The organism is Providencia zhijiangensis (genome assembly GCF_030315915.2).
Taxonomy (GTDB): domain Bacteria; phylum Pseudomonadota; class Gammaproteobacteria; order Enterobacterales; family Enterobacteriaceae; genus Providencia; species Providencia zhijiangensis.
Genome location: NZ_CP135990.1, coordinates 2,254,753 through 2,274,485 on the forward strand (window position 1 = coordinate 2,254,753; position 19,733 = coordinate 2,274,485).

Below are 19,733 nucleotides of genomic sequence, written 5' to 3' on the forward strand. Positions count from 1 at the left end.
TATCGGAATAATTTGCCAAAATAAAAAGAGTTAGCCTGCTATCACAATAAAAAAATATTCAATGCGGGATATTGACAATATCCCCATATAGATCTAAAAATACTGTATATTAATACAGTCTTTAGTAGAGGCTATTATGTTACGCATCGAAGTGTTATTTGATAAGAATTCACCACAAAAACCAAGTGGCTTGGTTTTACAAGCTTTAGAGTCTGAGATTTTACGCAAACTACAGTCACAGTACCCTGATATGGTTACTCGAGTAGGCTTTAGCTCTCAGCAGGCGATTAATATTTCAGGAACGAAGATTGCGGATGACAAATTACGCATTGAAGAGATCTTAGAAGAAATTTGGATGGATGACGGCTGGCTACCTGAAGCAAATACCGATGACTAGATGATTAGCAGAGAAATGGAAGGGTAATATCCATCTTCCATTTCTTAATTCATTATTCTTTGAAGTTAATCTGAATCACTTTCAATGTGTTTCTGTCTATCACTTATATGCTTCTACGTATAAAAACCGATAGCACCACAATTTACCATTCCGCCATTAACGAAAAAGTATTAATAAAGTTTTTGACGAAGATACGATTTAAACTCATTCATCGGATTACGTTTCGTTTTACTCACTTCAAGTATTCGAGCCTCTACTAAGCAAGTTTTCGCATCAGTGCATCGCTGAACTTCATTTAATTTCGTCGGATTCAACGCCAATTGTGGCTTATTGAAACTCTCCCCCATAAATAGCAAGGCAATAAAAATAATCCCGATAAATAGCAAGGCAATAAAAATAATCCCGATAAATAGAGGCACTTCAATATACGCTTGTTTCATGATGAATGCTCTTGTTATGGTTGTTGAGGGTATATTAGTGCTTTTGCATTTTAGTACCTTAATATTTGGTTAAACCAACCTTAAGGGATGCTTAAGGGGGTAAATATCCTGGTTGCTGGGTGAGCGGAGTCTGCTTATACTCCGCAACAGAGGTAATAAATATGAATATTTTATTGGTAGAAGACGATCTTCAGCTCGGCAAAGCGTTATGCCGTGGACTAGAATTAGCTGGGTTTAATCCTTGCTGGGTCAGATTATTATCGGATGCTAAGCAGCAATTACAGACACGCAATTTTGATGTCATGCTTTTAGACTTGGGATTACCTGATGGTGATGGTCAAGAGGAATTAATTTCATGGCGCCAAGCTGGAGAATCAATACCGATTATTATTCTTACCGCCCGCAATAAAATGGATAATTTAGTGGCGAGTTTAGATTCTGGTGCCGATGATTTCTTAACAAAACCCTTTGAGATGCCAGAGTTGATTTCTCGCGTAAAGGCTATTAGCCGACGTATGGCTGGGTTTTCATCTGAAATTTGGCAATTGGATAATCTGCAATTAAATCCATTAAACCATCAAGTCACCTTGGATGGCCAATTATTATTACTCTCCGGCAAAGAATATCTGTTGCTATACGAGTTAATTAAGAATGCCGACAATGTCGTGCGAAAAACGGATTTAGAGCAACGTTTATTTGGCTTGGATGATGTGGAAAGTAACTCCCTTGAAGTCCACATTCATAATTTACGCCGCAAAATTGGTAAAGACAGAATTATTACTATCCGTGGCATCGGTTATTTACTAAAAAAAGAAGCGCAATCTGGTGAAGATTAAATCCTTTCTTGTCTACACATTTGGTATTCAGATTGGCGCAGTCATCTTTTTATGGCTGCTGCTAGTCGGTTGGTTACAATTTTTTTATCTACCTGATTTGGTCGATGATGATGAATTTAACCAACAACAGCAAATTGTCACACAAGGGATTGCGCGTACATTAGGTACAGTGTCAGATACCCCAGAATATTTTGATAAGCTCGCGGTTATTCTGCAAAAAATGTATACCGATGCCATGGAAAACGGCATTGAAACTAGCTATAAACCGTATATGGTTGTGCGGGATAATCGCGGACATGTGTTATATCGCAATAGTGAAAAGATTTCGGACCCATCACTAAAATCAGTCGAGATGCTAACTGCCCAACATAAAGATTGGCATTTTACCTCTGCATGGGATGATGACCATACCCTCGAAGTTGTGATTGCAGAATCGTATCTTGAGCGACGAAAGTTAATTGGTAATCCAGCCGAAGGCACTGCCATTCCTCTCGCCTTTATTTTGGGCATAATGTTAATCGCTATTTTGATCACCGCCTATTTTAGTATTCGCCCAATTAAACAAGTCGCTAAAATTATTTCATCGCGTCAACCGGGAAATTTAACGCCGATTGATACCAAAGATATGTATAAAGAAACTCGCCCGATTATTTCCGCGATTAACCAATTAATGGCACGAGTCGATGCCGCGAATTTACGCGAAAAACGTTTTATGGCAGATGCGGCTCATGAATTGCGAACTCCGATTGCAGCGGTAACAGCACAATTACATGTGTTAATGCATATCGATAATCCAAAAGAAAAAGCCGAAATTATTAATGATATGAAAGAGACATTAACGCGCGCCGCTTCTTTATCTCATCAATTAATTGATCTCGCACGTTTGGAAGCGGAAGATTTTGCCATTCGTAAAGAGAACATTGATTTACCGATGTTAATCAGTAATCTCATTTCATCGCATATTCCTTATGCTCTCAATAAACATATTGATGTGGAATTATCCAGCCCAGATTCTTTCTATATTGAAACTGATAAGCTGGCGCTGAGTAATGTGTTCACTAATTTAATCGAAAATGCGATTAAATATTCGCCAGAAAAAGCCAAAATAAAAGTGACATTGGCAGATCTCACCCCTTTTGGAGCCACCATTACAATTCAAGATAATGGACGCGGTATTCCAGAAGAGAGCCGGGCGCATTTATTTTCTCGCTTTTACCGTGTGCCTGGAACATTAGAAACAGGAAGCGGTTTAGGATTATCTATTGCCCATAACTTGGCATCAAAAATAGGTGCGACATTAAAAGTCACTGATGGATTAGAAAATAAAGGCATTGGATTTATTATTGATTTGCCTTGATTGAATCGGCAGTTGAGAATAATACCATTAATTAAAATAATGTTATTCAGTTAACATCCCGAGTGCGCAATAAGCATTACAATCCCTTATTACGTTAAATTACTTAGCCATAAAAAGGGGCAATAATGTCACAGGCGCTAATCATCATTGATCTTATTAACGATATTGTGGGTAAAAACGGTTTATCCAATAGCAGTTATTCCCAAGTCAATTCCCGTAATATTATTGAAAAGGCGAATCAAGCCGCTAATTACGCAAGAAGTCAGCGTATTCCTGTTATTTGGGTTAAAGTTGGCTTTAGCGATAATTATCAAGATATCCCCGCTGGCTCTCCACTTTTTTCACAAGCTAAACAGAAAGGCGCATTAAAATTAAGCGGCTATGGCTGCCATTGGGTGGAAGATTTGGAAGTTCATATGCAAGACAGAGTGATCATTAAGAAAGGCGTTTCTGCATTTGCAGGCAATAAACTCCACCAATGGCTCAACGATAATGATATTACTCAGCTCTATTTCGGTGGCGTCAGTTCGGTAATGGCAATCCAAAGTAGCGTGAGACAAGCCCATGATTTAGGTTATTTTTGCCATGTCCTCGAAGATGTGTGTGCCGCTGCAACCATTGAACTACACGAACAAAGTATGCAGGCGCTGGCAGGTCTAGCCACGATTTCATCCTGCAAGACGTTTATGCAAGGCAAATAACCGTCATGATGAGTATGTTGTAAACAATAATTTACAACTTTTAAATTAAAAATTAGTTTAATATTTAAAATATCTTTTGGTTGATTATTGACTTTGATCAATAAAAAACTAGAATGCTCCTACGTGATCAAGATCACACATTAACATTCGGAGCGAACATGAAAAGCATCAAAGAATTTTTCGTTAACCTGCAAGAAGTTGTTGAATTACTGTCCAAGCGTTTTATGTAATTTGCTTTAAACTTTAGTTAGTTAAACCATAGTCAATCAAACCTTTCATTTACCTCATTCAAGTATTTGCAAATTTTTGCTAACGGCCTTTTTTAAGGCCGTTTTTTTATTCAAATACGTTCTCAATAATTTCCGCAACTACTGCCGTTCCAATCGCCACTAAAATAAGATCTTTACCACTCATTTTCCATTCATAGCCCGCGTAAACAGGCAATTGATGAATAAACTTTGATGGCAGAACCTTTTTAGCTATCCCCGGTGGTAACGGTTTTCCTCTCCTTACTTGCTTTGCAATTCCTGGTGGTAGTCCTTTGTAGCCCGTAAGACCATACTCAATGGCTAAAGGTCGAACATTCCCAAAATTCACGCTGAAACTAATATTAGGTGAAATACGCAACGTTCCTTGAATACCTGAATTATCATCGTTCCATTGCTTCACTTTATAATGGTCATCATCTTTATTTTTATGGCCGTTGTTGCCTTTAAATTCTTTATTATTATGTTTGTTACCGTTTCCATGCCCGTTGTTACCATTTGGGTCGGAAAACGCAAATGGTGATGTCCCCATGAATGCTAAAAGAACAATCAGTGGTAGACAGCTATTTTTCGTAGGCTTTTTCATCAGTATTTCCTCATAAACATGATCGTTTGAGAGTATTCCTCAAAGTATAGAGCATCAATCAGAATAACCGCCATTTTCCGTAATCTTATGTAAATATTCAGTATATTTCACAAACTTAAGTCCTATTTGCTTATACTGGGTCGTCATTTATGGATAACGCAATAAAGGAGAATTTATGCAGCAGCAACTGCTCGACTGGGCTCGCCAGTTTAATCAAGACTATGCCACCCTCGCCTCTCTCTTAATGGTCCTTGGGCTGATACTGATTGTCGCCCTGATTTTGCATCTTTTTCTACACAAAATTTTGCTTCCTACGATTGAAAAAAGAGGATTAAAAGCGGGTTCCGGTTGGCAACATCAACTCACCCAATATAATCTGTTCAATCGAATTGCCTTTATTATTCAAGGTATTGTGGTCAACATTCAGTCCACCTTATGGCTATCTTCGGGCTCCACGACACAAATGGTATTGAATGTCGCTTCCCAAGCATGGTGCTTGCTGTTTGGCTTGCTGGCTATTTATTCCATTTTAGATATCACACTGGGTGTATTACAGCGTGCGGCAAAAACGGCACATCTCCCGCTACGTGGAATTTTCCAAAGCATTAAGCTTATCGCCACTGTTTTAATTTCGATTATGATCATCGCGCTACTGATTGGTAAATCTCCGTTGATTATCCTCAGTGGGTTAGGTGCGATGACCGCCGTCATGATGTTGGTGTTTAAAGATCCGATTATGGGATTAGTCGCCGGAATTCAGCTCTCTGCGAATAACATGGTCAACATTGGCGATTGGCTGGAAATGCCGAAATACGGTGCCGATGGTGCGGTGATTGATATTGGATTGACCACAGTTAAAGTTCGAAATTGGGATAATACCGTCACCACCATTCCAACTTATGCCCTGATTTCAGATTCCTTTAAAAACTGGAAAGGCATGACCGAATCAGGCGGGCGCCGTATCAAGCGCAGCCTACGCATCGATGCCAATAGTATTCATTTTTTGAAACCTGAAGAAGTTTGCAACTTTGAAAAAGCCAACTTATTAGAGCCTTACATCGAGAAAAAAATCTCTGAAATTCAGGTCTACAACTCTACGTTACCAGAAGATAAAGCGACGCCACTCAACCAGCGACGCCTCACAAATATCGGGACATTTCGCGCCTATATTGAAGCCTATCTGCGTGCTCACCCGCAGATCCATAAAAATATGACCATCATGGTTCGCCAACTGGAGTCAGACTCAAACGGTATCCCAATTGAGATTTACGCGTTTACCAACACAACAGTATGGTTAGAGTATGAACGTATCCAATCGGATATTTTTGACCATATTTTTTCCATTCTGCCGCAGTTCAACTTATCTGTGCATCAATCACCTACCGGTAATGATGTTCGATTCTTAGGTCATTCAGCGAATAAATAACTCATCATAGGTAACTTATAAATACTACTTAATGATTAGCGAACATGGCCAACCTACCTAGAGGGGGAAACCCCTCTTATACTCACAGATCACACCCCACCATTATATAATTTTCAATATAACGATTGATAATAAAAATAGAACAAAACGGGTATCCAAGACAAAAAAACTCCTTATAAATTAAACAAATAAAAATATTTCCCTTGGTTTTATCAAAGATATTGTTGATGCATATCATGTTAGTGAGTGGGTATTTTTTCTAACATATTGAACATACCTAATACGTTATTTACATATAGGCAATGTCAATGCATAAAAATAAAACAAATACTCATTTCGCAGAACTGAGCAGGAGGGAATTTCTTCAGACCTCCGCAACCGTAGCGGGTGCAGCCGCCGTTGCAGGCTCAATCACTCTGCCTTTTGCTGCTCAAGCAAAAACACCAACCATCATGCCCGACGAAGTCAGTGAGAAAATCAGCTACAGCGCTTGTTTAGTCAACTGCGGTAGCCGCTGCCCTCTAAAAGTTCATGTGAAAGATGGCGTTATCAGCCGTATTTCCAATGAAACCATGTATGACGATTCAACACTGGGAGAGCACCAAATTCGCCCTTGTCTGCGTGGTCGTTCAGTTCGCTGGAAAACTTATAATCCAGACCGTTTAAAATACCCAATGCTGCGTGTGGGTAAACGTGGTGAAGGTAAGTTCAAAAAAATTAGCTGGGATGAAGCCACCACTATCATTGCGGAAAAACTGAAATACACCATCGATAAATACGGCAGCGATGCCATTTATTATCAATATGGTTCCGGTTCAACGGGTGCCAACTTGCACGGTCGAGCGGCCTGTAAACGTCTTTTAAGTTTAACCGGTGGATTTTTAGGTGACTACGGGACTTATTCCTACGCACAGCTAATGGAAATCACGCCATATGTTTACGGCAGTGTGGAAGAGTCTTATTTAACTGAAATCCAAAACTCCGATCTCGTGGTGATGTTCGGTCATAACTTGGCTGAAACCCGTATGTCCGGTGGTGGTCAGTTCTATGAAACGCTAAATGCCCTCGATAAGAGCAAAGCAAAAGTGATCATTATTGACCTCGCCGCACCGATAGCGTCACAACGTTAGGCGCTGAGTGGATCCCTATTTATCCGGGTACTGACGCCGCGTTAGTGGCAGCCCTGGGTTATGTGATGATCCAAGAAGGCTTAACCGACGAAGAATTCCTGAAAAATTACTGTGTGGGCTGGGATGAATCAACCCTGCCAGCTTCAGCGCCACGTAATGCCTCTTACAAAGATTACATCTTGGGCAATGGTCCTGATGGTATTGCGAAAACCCCTGAGTGGGCGAGCAAATTAACGGGTATTTCGGTTTCACGAATCATTCAGTTAGCCCGTGAAATTGGTAACGCTCAACGAGCTTGGATCTCACAAGGCTGGGGCTTACAACGTACCGAAAATGGTGAGCAAGCCTGTCGCTCTATTATGATGCTGCCTATTATGTCTGGCAATATTGGTCGTTCAGGGACTAACACTGGTTTATGGGGTAACAGTTTTGCCTATCCAGTAGCTGGATTTGGCTTACCGAACCCAGTGAAAGCATTGATCCCAACGTATATGTGGTCAGAAGCGATTGTGCGCGGTAAAGAGTTAACCGCTGAAAATGGTGGGATCAAAGGCGTTGATAAACTGAATAACGACATCAAATTTATGTGGTGTTATTCCAGTAATGTCATCGGAAACCAGCATGGTGACTTGAATAAGACCCATGAAATTCTGTCTGATGAATCAAAATGTGAGTTTATCCTTGTTTGGGATAACCACGACACTCCATCGGCAAAATATGCGGATTTATTGCTACCAGATGTGACCACCGTCGAAACAAACGACCTGATCAATAACTCCTATGCAAGTGGGGCTTATCACTATCTGGTGCGTCTACAAAACGCCATTGAACCACTGTGGGAAAACCGTCCAAACTACGATGTATTAGTCGAAATCGCAGAAAAAATGGGCGTGAAAGATCAGTTCACTGAAGGCCGCACCTACGCAGAATGGATTGAGTTTTGCTACAACAAAACTCGTGAAAAAATGCCTCATTTGCCTGAATTTAGTGAGACTGATGGTGCGGGGATCATCGACCGTAAGTTCCTCAATAGTGCTGAAAACGTGGCACTGAAAAGCTTCCGTGATGACCCAGTGAATAATCCACTGAAAACACCATCGGGCAAAATTGAAATTTACTCCGAAAAACTGGCTGAGCGCGTGAAAAACTGGGAACTTCCAGAAGGTCAGCGTATTCCAGCTATTCCTGAATATTGTGTGAATAGAGAAGGTGTTGAAGCGCAAGCTGCACAGAAAAAACACTCTTTATTAATGACGGGCTTCCACGATAAAGGTCATGTTCACTCAACCTATTACAATGTGGCTATGCTGCGTGAAGCTATTCCTCATCAATTCTGGTTAAACCCAATTGATGCACAAGAACGTGGTTTGAAGAATGGCGACTTAGCTGAAATCTTCAATGATCGCGGGCGTATTCAGATTAAAGTCAAAGTGACTGAGCGCGTCTTACCGGGTGTGATTGCGGTTCCTCAAGGTGCATGGCGCACATTGAATACCGAAGGTTTAGATGTTGGTGGTTGTATCAACACCCTAACCTCCCATGTCCCTTCTCCTCTGGCGAAAGGCACACCACAACATACTAACCTTGTTGAAGTCAAACGCGCTTAAGGAGTTAATTGATGAAACAGTATGGCTTTTATTTTGACTCCACAAAATGCACTGGCTGTAAAACCTGTCAGGTCAGTTGTAAGGACGAAAAAGATTTAGATTTAGGTCCTAAATTCCGCCGTGTGTATGAATTCGGTGGCGGTAGCTGGCAGAAACAAGACGGTATTTGGCAACAAAACGTTTATAGCTACTACCTGTCGATTTCGTGCAACCACTGCTCGAACCCTACTTGTGTAGAAGGTTGCCCAACAGGTGCAATGCACAAACGCAGTGAAGATGGCTTAGTGGTTGTTGACCAGTCTATCTGTGTAGGCTGTCGTTACTGTGAACTGCGCTGCCCATATGGTGCGCCACAGTTTGACGAAAAGAAAAAACTGATGAGCAAATGCGATGGCTGTTATGAACGTGTCGCAAAAGGAATGAAGCCGGTTTGTGTAGAGTCTTGCCCGCAGCGCGCTTTAGATTTCGATGACATTACCGTTTTACGTGAGTTACACGGTACGGAGTGCGGCATTGCACCGATGCCAGATCCAAGCCTGACTAACCCGAATATCGTCATCAAGCCACACAAAGATGCTAAACCATCGGGTGATAAAAGTGGCGAATTGAAAAACCCTGCGGAGGTCTAATATGCATGAGTTACCACTGGTTTTCTTTACTGTCTTAAGGCAATCCGCGGCGGGTTTATTTCTGTTAGCTTATATTGCGAAAAAAATGGGGTCAATCGACGATAAGCAGCTGAAAACAGCTAATATTATCGGGTTTATCATTGTGATGATTGGCTTGGGTATTGGCGCACTGCACGTCGGCCAACCTCTGCGTTTCTTCAACATGTTGTTGGGTGTCGGTCGCTCACCAATGAGTAATGAAGCGTTCTTAAGTGGCGTGTTTGTGGGTTGTGCTGCCGCTACGCTGTTTTTCACCCACTTTGTTAAACAAGCCGCTCTGCGTGAATTGTCTAACATTGCGGCAGTGATTTCAGGGTTAGCGTTCGTTTGGTCAATCCCGCAAGTGTATAACATTGCGACAATTGCTAACTGGGATACCCAATTCACCACGCTGCAAATGTGGACAACTCTGTTTGTAGGCGGTGGTGCACTGGCAATGGCAATCGGCGCTCGCGGTTTAGGATTAACAGCGTTTTTAGTCGGTACCTTTGCAATTTTTGCCAGCCGTGCCAGCTATCAAGCATTTTTAAGCGAAACTGCACCCGCATTAAGTGCGGAACAGACTGGCTTTTGGGGCTTCCAAGTGATTGTATTAGCGATTGCCTTAGCAGCGTTCGTTGGCTTCGCTATCAAGCAGCGTTCACCGAAAATCCCATTACTGACCTGCGCGGCAGCCGTATTACTCGCAGAACTGTCTGGTCGTATTGCCTTTTATAACCTGTGGCAAATCACCATGTAAGGTGCTATAACCGCAGATTATGGTTAGCAGTATAAGATAAATAATAATATAAGAGCCTGAATTCAGGCTCTTTCTTTTAAGTTAATTGAAGCTTTAAATTAATTGCAGCTTTATAGGTAATATCATGCAAACTCTCGATACCACTCTTTTTCGTATTTTAGGGGGAATGTTTTACTACTCTCCTGAAACCCCCACGTTTCAAACCTTGCAACCTGTACTGCGTGAAATCCCATCCCTATATGATTGGCAGGAACCCACTCAGCTGATTGCCGATTGCGAAGCATTAAGTGGTTATCCAGCAGACTCGCTTACCTATGATTTTTCGATTCTTTTTGAAGGTCAAGGTGCGATGCCAGCACCACCATGGGGATCTGTGTATCTGTCTCATGACAATACCGTTATGGGGGATTCCACCAGCGCCTATCGCCAGTTTTTAATGTCCCATGGGTTGGTTACTGATACGGGATTACGGGAACCGGAAGACCAATTTGGTCTGATGTTAATGGCCATTTCAGCACTGGCAGAGCAAGGTCAAGACGACGCCATTGTGGAATTACTCGAACAGCATTTATTGCCTTGGGCGGAACGTTACTTAACGTTAGTCCAGCAAACATCAACTGAACATGGGTTTTACCCTACCCTTGCCAAAATCACTCTGGCCTATTTGGCTGGCGTGCAAAAACAGCTAGGTTTACAGCCTGCCATGGCCGAGCTTTTTCGTTAATAAACCTTAAAAGAAAATGAGTTTGCTAGTACGTAAGCAAACTCATTTTTATGTAGACGAATTAGAATGACGAGTTAGGTTGCTGTAAAAAGGTAATTTCTTCTCGAGTAGACGGTCGACCAAGGATCTCGTTGCGATGCGGATAGCGCCCAAACTTATCGATAATGGCCTTATGGCGCATTTCATAATCCAGCGTACTATCATCCCCCAACATACGGAATAGCTCCACCGCTTGCAGGTGGATAAAGCTTGATTCTGAATGCATAAATGGCATCAACATAAATTTTCGCTGAGATAGCGTAAGCAGATGATAATCTGGCTGTTTAATGGCTTCTTGTGCCAGCGCTAACGCCATCGCATCTTGCGCGAATGCTCTTGGAGTATCTCGCCATAAATTACGTGAAAACTGGTCAAGAATAATAATTTCCGCTAAACGGCCGCGAATAGAGACTCGCCAATAAGCCAGCTCCCCTTTTGCAGCCTGTTCACTGAGCGCAGTAAAACGTTTTGCGATGGTTAAGTCGAATTTCTCGCTTTTTTCAAACCACTGTTTTGGGGTTGATTCTTCAAACCAAAATGAAAGCACTTCTTCCATGGCATTCATAAGTTACCTATTTATATTATTATTGCGATTATTATTACGATATCGGGTTCATCGTAGATAAAAATAGCTCAAATTGACAGGATGGAGATCTGAAAACACAAATTTGCAGATAAATATTTTGTTATTTGCGAGCTAGCCCTAAAATAATCGCGATAGCACTCTGTAACTTCCTACTGTTTTTACTACATCACGTTTTTATTGCATCACGTTTTTATTGCATCACGTTTTTATTGCATCAAGACAAGTATTCTTTTTTTGATAATGATAAATTCTCGATCACACATTCTTATTTGCTGTTTAATGTGAATTTAAATTTATCTATCGTATGAATACATACATTTATTTAATCCAATGTTAGAATTTGACTTATATTTTATAGACAAAGAACGCGCCCCTATATATTGGGCGTGTTAATTTGACATCTTGGGTGTACTTCATTAGCGGTGAGTGGGAAGGCAAGATAAATGGCAGGACATATGGTACTTATCGGTTGGGCTTTGTGGGTCAGTCCTTGTGGCACTGATTCATGTGATGCATTACCCGTGACCGAAACCATTTTTACCCAAGAACAATGCATGAGTCGAAAATCCTATTTAGAGGCGAAACGCCCTAATTTGTATTTCTTATGTGGTGAGGTTTATCGTGATAGCGATGAAATCGCCAAAGAGGAAAAAAGTGTGGTGCCCGCACCTAATCCACCATTACCCGTACGCAACTTACCTGAACGCAAATCACGTTGAGTTACGATTAAGTGGGTAAGGCGGTGGCCGTTCGCCACCCCTTATTAACGATTAATCGCCATTAACAATTAACGATTAGATAATCTCCGCAATTTTATTATCTGCATCGACAAAATCCCCTTGCTTAGCTGCATATTTCAGTTCCCCTGAACGGTGAGCGATGACTTGAACTTCCATTTTCATGGCCTCCATCACACCAATCACTTCCCCTTCAGTCACCGTATTTCCTTGAGGAACTAACCAATTGTATAGCACGCCAGAAATTGGCGCATTCACGCGATTAGGGTTATTTTCAACGCCTTGGGATGATGGCGTTACCGTTGCGGGGTTCACCGCCATTCCTGCGAATAGTTGTGTGGGTAAACCCAGTTCGCAACGTTTCCCGTCAATTTCAATAAATGACCGTGTTAACGCGTGTTCAGCTTGCGGTAACTGGCGTTTCGCTGGTGGGATCTCAACACTAAATTCCGTTTCAATCCAACGGGTATGCACCTTAAAATCCTCACAAAAATCTGCTTGTTCCATGACTACACGATGGAAAGGCAATACGGATGCGACTCCTTCAATCTTAAATTCAGTCAATGCGCGACGAGCACGCACAATTGCTTGTTCACGGGTTTGCCCCACCACAATCAATTTTGCCATTAGCGAGTCAAAGGTACCGGGAATGGTTTTGCCTGTTTCAACGCCACTATCAACACGGACGCCTGGTCCTGATGGCGCATCAAAACGTAAAATGGTTCCCGGAGTTGGTAAGAAACCATTTCCGGCATCTTCTGCATTAATTCGAAATTCAAAAGCGTGACCACGAGGTTTAGGCGTTTCTTGAATACTCAGCGGCAAACCTTCAGCAATACGTAGCTGCTCAACCACCAAGTCAATTCCCGCCGTTTCTTCTGTGACTGGGTGCTCAACCTGCAAGCGGGTGTTCACTTCTAAGAAGGATAAAGTGCCTTCTTGGCTTAACAAAAACTCGACCGTTCCCGCTCCTACATAGCCGGCTTTACGGCAAATATCTGTGGAAGCACGAATGATTTGTTGTTCTAATTCAGGGGCTAAAAACGGAGCGGGTGACTCTTCCACCAGCTTTTGGTTTCGGCGTTGCAATGAACAATCCCGTGTTCCCACGACAACAACGTTACCGAGGGTATCGGCGATAACTTGCGCTTCAATATGGCGCGGATTATGCAAAAATTGTTCAATAAAACATTCCCCGCGCCCAAATGCCGCTGTCGCTTCACGCACCGCGGAATGGTATAACTCTTCCACTTCGTGCATCTGCCACGCTACTTTCAAACCACGTCCACCGCCGCCAAATGCGGCTTTAATTGCGATGGGTAGCCCATGTTGATGGGCAAATTGCACCACTTCTTGAGCGGTTTCAACGGGATCTTTGGTTCCTACAACAAGCGGCGCACCTACTTGTAAAGCGATATGTCGGGCTTGAACTTTGTCCCCCAAAATATCAATACTTTCAGGGCTTGGTCCAATCCAAATCAAGCCAGCTTGTTGCACTGCTCGCGCGAATTCAGCACGTTCAGAAAGAAAACCGTAGCCCGGATGCACCATAGTTGCACCGGATTTTTTCGCTATCTCAATCAGTTTCTCAATGTTTAAGTAACTCTGCGCTGGGGTATTGCCACCTAGCCCATAAGCTTCGTCCGCCATGTTGACATGCAATGCGTCAATATCGCTATCGGCATACACTGCCACAGACGCAAAACCATAATCGCGGCAAGCACGAATAATACGTACGGCGATCTCACCGCGGTTGGCAATCAATACCTTATGCTGTGCATTTTTATTATTGGTATTCATAAGCTTCATGACTCCCTTCAAGTTGATAAAATTCACGTAATGGATTAAAGCGGATTTTGCTATTCACAGGGATTTGCCCTGCAAGATCCAAATGATAGTCACACACCGCCCCTATCACCGGATATCCTCCCGTCAATGGGTGGTCATTTAAAAATAACACCGGCTGCCCATTCGCTGGGACTTGGATGGCACCAATACAGGTACCTTCACTTGGTAATTCATGCAACAGTTCACGGCTTAGCGGCACTTCACCTGCAAGGCGTAACCCAATACGGTTTGAGGCGGCAGTCACTTGCCAAACTTGCTGGCGCAGTAATTCAGCAGCTTGTTCAGTAAACCAATCTGTTCTAGGCCCCATCACCACATCCAATACCACCACATCATCTGCGGTCGGGTAGTCAAAAGCTGGCGATTCTGTGAGTGAAATGGCGCGATGGTTCATTTTTTGATAAATCGATAAAGATTGCCCAACCATTAATGGTGCAGGACCGACTTGGGCTAACGTATCGAATGAGCAGCTTTCAAGAACCGGTGTCACAGCAAATCCCCCGCGTACGGCAAAATAGCTACGTACACCTTTAGTTGGACGTCCTAATTGGATAATATCCCCTTTCGCGAGGTGAATTGGTTGGTAAGTTGTTGAGGTGTATATCTGCCCATCTTCCGTGGTGATGGTGACAGGACATTCAGCACCGGTAATACCGACCAACAGGTCTCGATTAGCACGGACTTTTAAGCCGCCTTGAGTCACTTCCAGTACAGTGGATTGGGTACAATTACCGACCAAACGATTTGCACTGTATAGCGCCGATTTGTCCATCGCTCCTGATTCAGAGATCCCTAACGCTGACTGCCCAATACGCCCTCTATCCTGAAATAAGGTCTGTAGCCCAGTCGCCAGCACGGTGAGATCGTAAGTTTGGGTATCATCGATAGGTTTAATGTCCGTTTGGCTCGGTAAACTATAGCTCACGGAACTTTTGCTTTGGTCAACAAATTGCACCCGATAACCCGCCTGTAAGAGGGCTGGCTCTGGGCGATTAATATCCCACACGGCTAAATCAGTCTGACCTATCAGTTGCCAACCGCCGGGGCTAGCTTGTGGATACACGCTGCTAAATTCTCCCGCCAATGCCACTGACCCCGCGGGAATTCGCACGCGAGGGGATTGGCGGCGCGGTACCTGTAATTGTGCTTGCTTCGATACCATATAACCAAATCCGGGGGCGAAACCGCTAAATGCCACCAGATATTCACTTTCAGTATGACGGCGGATCACCTCTTCGATAGAGACCCCCAAATACTCCGCCACTTCCGGTAAATCTTCCCCAATATAGTGCACTGGAATAGTGACTAATTTCCCCATTTTAGACTCACCGCTTTCAATATTGCGCAGAGAAATTTGTTGCACGATCGCATTAACATGCTCAATCGCTGGGTTATAACGCACTAATACCGTTCGTGCCGCTGGGGTTATCTCTTCGATACCTTTAATCGGGTAATGCGTTAATGAGTCCGTCAGTGCCATCGTCTGTTCGAGGCTCGGCAGTTCAACCATAAACGCGCTTAAATTGACAGGTAAGAAACGCATAAGACTCCCCTATACGTGGTAAGCGGCATCAGGAACATCCGTGATAAACATATATCCCGGAGCATGACTCAACGCAAAAGGAACACCCGATTTCATTACCGCTGCTTGAGGCGTCACCCCACAAGCCCAAAATACGGGAATTTCACCGTCTTCAATGCGGACTGCATCCCCAAAATCAGGGCGCATAATGTCTTGGATCCCCAATAATTCAGGCGCACCAATATGTACGGGAGAGCCGTGTACCGCGGGAAAACGACCAGAAATCATAACGGCATCAGCAACACGGTCGGCAGGGATTGGACGCATGGATACCACGAGCTCGCCCTCTAAACGCCCCGCAGGGCGACATAGTTGGTTAGTTTTATACATCGGCACATTGGAACCGTCGGTAATGTGGCGAACATCAATACCCGCCTCTATCATCGGTGTTTCAAAGGTAAAACTGCAACCAATCAAGAAAGTCACTAAGTCAGGATGTTGCTGATAAATGGCCGTCGCATCCGTAATTTCATCCACCAGCTTGCCCTGTTCCCAAACACGATAACGAGGAATATCGGTACGCAGATCGGCGCCTTCGGCTAACGCAGTTTGCCAACTCCCTGATTCGCACACATCCAAGACAGGGCAACTTTTGGGATTACGTTGAGCATAAAGTAGGAAATCAAACGCCCAATCTCTTGGCAACGCAATCATATTGGCTTGGGTCATTCCCGGCGCCATACCTGCTGTGGGTTTATCATAGCCATGGCGAATCGCTTCTCTCGCCGCTTTCGCCGCTTGAATTGCCTCTTTCGAGGCCTTCATTAATGCATTCATGCTTGGCCTCCCTTTCCTGCAAATGGACGGATACCAATTCCTTGCAGTTCAAAGAGTTCACGCACTTTTTTCGCCATCTCTAATGCACCGGGGCTATCCCCATGTACACAAATGGAACCCGCTTCAATAGGAGTAAATTTCCCATCAATAGCGACTACGCCACCTTCATTCACTAACTGCAACATGCGCTTAGCCACTAGTTCTGGATCATGCAGAACGGAACCCGCTAGCTTGCGAGAGACCAGCGTACCATCGCTGTTGTAAGCCCTATCAGCAAAAGCTTCTGCGACCACCTTCAACCCACTCTCTTTTGCCCAACCAATCAGTGGTGAGCCGGCCAATGCCACCAGCGTGAGTGAGTTATCAATCGCCAAAATACCATCAATGACTGCCATTGCTTGGCGCTTGTCATGGGCGATGGTGTTATACAGCGCACCGTGGGGTTTGACATATTCCACTTGGGTGCCTGCCGCCGTGGCAAGCCCCTTTAATGCACCAATTTGATAAATTACGTCTGCGGTTAATTCGTTAGATGCAATATCCATATTTCGACGACCAAATCCGACTAAATCCGGATATCCCACATGCGCTCCTACCGTCACCCCCTGCTTTTGTGCGGCAATGAGCGTTTGGAGGATCCCATCGGGAGAGCCCGCATGAAATCCACAGGCAATGTTGGCGCTACTGACAATGCTCAGCATTGCCTCATCATTGCCCATTTTCCATTGACCAAAACTTTCACCAAGATCGCTATTTAGGTCGATTTGCTTATTCATTATTGTTCCTCAATCCTTGATAACGGCTTATTTTAAGTAGTTAAAAATTGCGCTCACGGACATGGCGCCCATATACCACGTTAAGGCACAGGTCACGACACCCGACCACAGTAACCAACGTGGGTAATGATACCCTTCCATTAAATCTGCACGTTTCCAGCCAATATAGACAAACAGAGTCAGACCAATCGGTAAAATCAAGCCGTTAAAGCCACCGGCAAAAACCAATAAAGCAGCTGGCGCGGTTCCCATTAACAGGTAAACAGCCAATGAAACGGCGATGAATAGGATAGTGGCAATATTACGTTGTCTTTCCGTAATGGAAGATTTGAACGCTTTTAAGAAGCTCATGGAGGTATACGCTGCACCGATAACGCTAGTCAGTGCCGCCGCCCATAAAATTAAACCAAAAATACGTAAACCGAAGTTACCCGCCGCGGCTTGGAAGGCTTGAGAGGCAGGGTTCGCCGCTTTACCTGAAATATCAATCGTCACACCACTCGCAACCACACCTAAGATGGCTAAAAACAGGACATAGCGCATGACGCCGACGACGATAATTCCTTTGGTCGCTGCGCTAGACACCGCTTTGATGTTTTCGACGCCAACTTCGCCTTTATCCAGTAAACGATGCGCCCCTGCGTAACAGATATAGCCACCGACCGTTCCACCAACAATCGTCGTGATCATCGCAAAATCAACGGTGTCAGGGAGTACACTTTGACGTAGTGCTTCACCAATTGGTGGGTTAGACGCAATCATCACAAAGAGGGTTAAACCAATCATGACCAAACCTAATGCAATGATTAATCTATCAATAAAACTACTGGCTTTGCGGGACGAGAATATATAAATCGCTAAGAGCGCACTGAGTAAACCGCCCCACTTAGGGTCAAGGCCAACGAGTGCGTTCAGACCTAAACCTGCCCCTGCAATATTACCGATATTAAATATCAATCCCCCAAAGATGACTAATACAGCCAGCAAATAGCCACTTCCAGGAATTGTCGCATTGGCGATATCGGATGAGTGCATTTTGGTGAGTGTCACCACTCGCCAAATATTTTGCTGTACCACGAAATCAATCACGATGGAGGCTAAAATACCAAAAGCAAACGCGGCACCTAAAGTAACGGTAAATGTCGCGGTTTGGGTGATAAATCCAGGACCAATCGCTGATGTTGCCATTAAGAAAATAGCGCCAATCAGCGAGGAACGACGTTTCTTCACATATTCTGCTGTCGAGATATTTTCATGAGCTGCCATATGCATACTCCTCTGTAGTTTTTGTTGTTATCTGTATTTTGATGTTGTGCAAGTTTTTTAATACTGAGCTTGTTTATAGAGGCAATTTTCGTGCCATTGTTCTATCAATGGTATGGATTGTTAATTTATTGAGTGCAGATTGTTGAACAATTAATACGGAGCGATGAATAATTAAGCAATCAAAATCGTTTCTGGTAAGTTAAAAATCAAATCTTGATCACTTTTTTAACAATTAACGCTTGTCTGTAACATTAAGAATGAGAGGCGTGATACGTCAAAGCACCAATTTAGTGCTTCAAAATGGAAATGCCCTGAATGAGTGCATAAAAGGAGTCTTGCTGCCCTACAGCGAATGTGTGAAGATAGCGCTCAAATACCTGTTTTAATGAACTGTTCACCCTACTTCTCTTCAACTAGGCTCGCCTTTTTATGAAAAAACAGCCCGTCGCACAAACCTTGTCAGTCACTATCGCAGAAACTATCCGCCATAAAATTACGATTGGTGAGTTAACGCCGGGACAACGTTTATCAGAAGCTGCATTGAGTGAAGAGCTGGATATTTCTCGTAATACCTTAAGGGAAGTCTTTCGTGTATTAACCCAAGAAGGTCTACTCACCTACGCTCCCAATAAAGGAGTGTATGTTTCCGTCCCCGATATGGCGGCGATTATTGATATTTACCAAGTACGTCGATTAATTGAATGTGATTCATTGACCCATGCTTATGCTCTGCATCCTGCCGTTCAAAAAATGAAACTCGCTGTCGCTGAAGCTCGAGAACATGAAAAAACGGAGAATTGGGTGGGTGTCGGTACCGCCAATATGAAGTTTCATACCGCGATTGTCGAATTGTCGGACAGTGAAAGGTTAATTAAGCTTTATCATAATATTGCCGCAGAGCTACGTTTAGCTTTTGGTCATTTAAATGATGCCAAACTGCTCTACGCTCCCTACATTGATAAAAACCACGCTATTTTAGAATTACTTGATGCGGGTAAAAACCAAGAAGCCGCTACTGAACTTCTGCACTATCTGGATTTATCTGAACGCACATTACTTGCCGCCTACAAGCGCAGTCAATCACGGCTATAAAATCCTCATTTTTGCAGAAGGCTCACTTTATCTCATGTCTTTTGTTACCCCTCTATTTTGTTAATTCAATATCTATGCAAATAATTTTGCATAGATATTGCAGAATTAAACACTCCACAGAAAATCCAACTCATAAAAATTGTATTTAACAAT

18 protein-coding genes and 1 pseudogene are annotated in these 19,733 nt (G+C 43.3%); 11 read left to right on the forward strand and 8 right to left on the reverse strand.

Annotation, left to right across the window (positions count from 1 at the left end; all coding sequences use genetic code 11):
- Positions 1-136: 136 nt before the first annotated feature.
- Positions 137-397: a DinI-like family protein gene (locus tag QS795_RS10375; protein ID WP_036952942.1), complete on the forward strand. Its 261-nt coding sequence runs from the start codon at positions 137-139 to the stop codon at positions 395-397.
- 170 nt (positions 398-567) lie between these two features.
- Here the strand turns inward: QS795_RS10375 and QS795_RS10380 are convergent, their stop codons facing one another.
- A complete protein-coding gene (locus tag QS795_RS10380) occupies positions 568-837 on the reverse strand; it encodes a hypothetical protein (RefSeq protein ID WP_286268609.1) in 270 nt (89 codons plus the stop codon).
- A gap of 161 nt (positions 838-998) precedes the next feature.
- Between QS795_RS10380 and QS795_RS10385 the strand changes: the two genes are divergently transcribed.
- From QS795_RS10385 to QS795_RS10395, 3 genes are all read left to right on the forward strand, one after another.
- Positions 999-1,673, forward strand: a complete 675-nt coding sequence (locus QS795_RS10385; RefSeq protein ID WP_154639281.1) for a response regulator — start codon at positions 999-1,001, stop codon at positions 1,671-1,673.
- Positions 1,663-3,030 (forward strand): sensor histidine kinase, encoded by a 1,368-nt coding sequence (locus QS795_RS10390; protein ID WP_181477285.1) that lies wholly within the window; start codon positions 1,663-1,665, stop codon positions 3,028-3,030. Before QS795_RS10385 ends, QS795_RS10390 begins: the two co-directional genes overlap by 11 nt.
- Positions 3,031-3,155: 125 nt before the next feature.
- Positions 3,156-3,731 (forward strand): cysteine hydrolase family protein, encoded by a 576-nt coding sequence (locus QS795_RS10395; protein WP_286268611.1) that lies wholly within the window; start codon positions 3,156-3,158, stop codon positions 3,729-3,731.
- A 336-nt stretch (positions 3,732-4,067) separates the two neighbouring features.
- Here QS795_RS10395 and QS795_RS10400 read toward each other — a convergent pair whose 3' ends face one another.
- Positions 4,068-4,583, reverse strand: a complete 516-nt coding sequence (locus QS795_RS10400) for an anti-virulence regulator CigR family protein (protein WP_154639279.1) — start codon at positions 4,581-4,583, stop codon at positions 4,068-4,070.
- Positions 4,584-4,758: 175 nt separating this feature from the next.
- Between QS795_RS10400 and QS795_RS10405 the strand changes: the two genes are divergently transcribed.
- The 5 genes and pseudogenes from QS795_RS10405 (at position 4,759) to QS795_RS10425 (ending at position 10,877) form a co-directional block, all read left to right on the forward strand.
- Complete coding sequence (locus QS795_RS10405) at positions 4,759-6,009, forward strand: mechanosensitive ion channel family protein (RefSeq protein ID WP_286268612.1); 1,251 nt, start codon at positions 4,759-4,761, stop codon at positions 6,007-6,009.
- A 308-nt stretch (positions 6,010-6,317) separates the two neighbouring features.
- Positions 6,318-8,746, forward strand: a pseudogene (locus tag QS795_RS10410) (DMSO/selenate family reductase complex A subunit).
- Positions 8,747-8,757: 11 nt separating this feature from the next.
- Positions 8,758-9,375, forward strand: a complete 618-nt coding sequence (locus QS795_RS10415; RefSeq protein WP_036952921.1) for a DMSO/selenate family reductase complex B subunit — start codon at positions 8,758-8,760, stop codon at positions 9,373-9,375.
- A gap of 1 nt (position 9,376) precedes the next feature.
- Complete coding sequence (locus QS795_RS10420) at positions 9,377-10,153, forward strand: dimethyl sulfoxide reductase anchor subunit family protein (RefSeq protein ID WP_286268613.1); 777 nt, start codon at positions 9,377-9,379, stop codon at positions 10,151-10,153.
- A gap of 124 nt (positions 10,154-10,277) precedes the next feature.
- Positions 10,278-10,877: a molecular chaperone TorD family protein gene (locus QS795_RS10425; RefSeq protein ID WP_286268614.1), complete on the forward strand. Its 600-nt coding sequence runs from the start codon at positions 10,278-10,280 to the stop codon at positions 10,875-10,877.
- Positions 10,878-10,938: 61 nt separating this feature from the next.
- On the opposite strand, the gene QS795_RS10430 is transcribed toward QS795_RS10425, so the two are convergent.
- Positions 10,939-11,481 (reverse strand): DUF924 family protein, encoded by a 543-nt coding sequence (locus QS795_RS10430; RefSeq protein ID WP_154602851.1) that lies wholly within the window; start codon positions 11,479-11,481, stop codon positions 10,939-10,941.
- Positions 11,482-11,945: 464 nt separating this feature from the next.
- Here QS795_RS10430 and QS795_RS10435 point away from each other — a divergent pair, with 464 nt between their 5' ends.
- On the forward strand, positions 11,946-12,221 hold the full coding sequence (locus QS795_RS10435; RefSeq protein WP_154602852.1) for a hypothetical protein: 276 nt from the start codon (positions 11,946-11,948) through the stop codon (positions 12,219-12,221).
- Between the two features lie 75 nt (positions 12,222-12,296).
- Here the strand turns inward: QS795_RS10435 and QS795_RS10440 are convergent, their stop codons facing one another.
- From QS795_RS10440 to QS795_RS10460, 5 genes are read right to left on the reverse strand one after another with little or no spacing between them, the layout of a single operon-like run.
- Complete coding sequence (locus tag QS795_RS10440) at positions 12,297-14,039, reverse strand: acetyl/propionyl/methylcrotonyl-CoA carboxylase subunit alpha (protein ID WP_286268616.1); 1,743 nt, start codon at positions 14,037-14,039, stop codon at positions 12,297-12,299.
- On the reverse strand, positions 14,026-15,630 hold the full coding sequence (locus tag QS795_RS10445) for a 5-oxoprolinase subunit B/C family protein (RefSeq protein ID WP_286268617.1): 1,605 nt from the start codon (positions 15,628-15,630) through the stop codon (positions 14,026-14,028). Before QS795_RS10445 ends, QS795_RS10440 begins: the two co-directional genes overlap by 14 nt.
- A gap of 9 nt (positions 15,631-15,639) precedes the next feature.
- The gene (locus QS795_RS10450) at positions 15,640-16,446 is read right to left on the reverse strand and encodes a putative hydro-lyase (protein WP_286268618.1); all 807 of its coding nucleotides are present in this window, start codon (positions 16,444-16,446) and stop codon (positions 15,640-15,642) included.
- Positions 16,443-17,222 carry a LamB/YcsF family protein gene (locus tag QS795_RS10455; RefSeq protein WP_181477290.1) on the reverse strand — a complete coding sequence of 260 codons (780 nt, stop codon included), beginning with the start codon at positions 17,220-17,222 and terminating at the stop codon, positions 16,443-16,445. The genes QS795_RS10450 and QS795_RS10455 overlap by 4 nt, the downstream gene beginning before the upstream one ends.
- Positions 17,223-17,249: 27 nt before the next feature.
- The gene (locus tag QS795_RS10460) at positions 17,250-18,488 is read right to left on the reverse strand and encodes an NRAMP family divalent metal transporter (protein ID WP_132495390.1); all 1,239 of its coding nucleotides are present in this window, start codon (positions 18,486-18,488) and stop codon (positions 17,250-17,252) included.
- A 429-nt stretch (positions 18,489-18,917) separates the two neighbouring features.
- On the opposite strand from QS795_RS10460, the gene QS795_RS10465 reads away from it, so the two are divergent.
- Positions 18,918-19,580 (forward strand): GntR family transcriptional regulator, encoded by a 663-nt coding sequence (locus QS795_RS10465; protein ID WP_154602857.1) that lies wholly within the window; start codon positions 18,918-18,920, stop codon positions 19,578-19,580.
- The last annotated feature ends 153 nt before the right edge of the window (positions 19,581-19,733 follow it).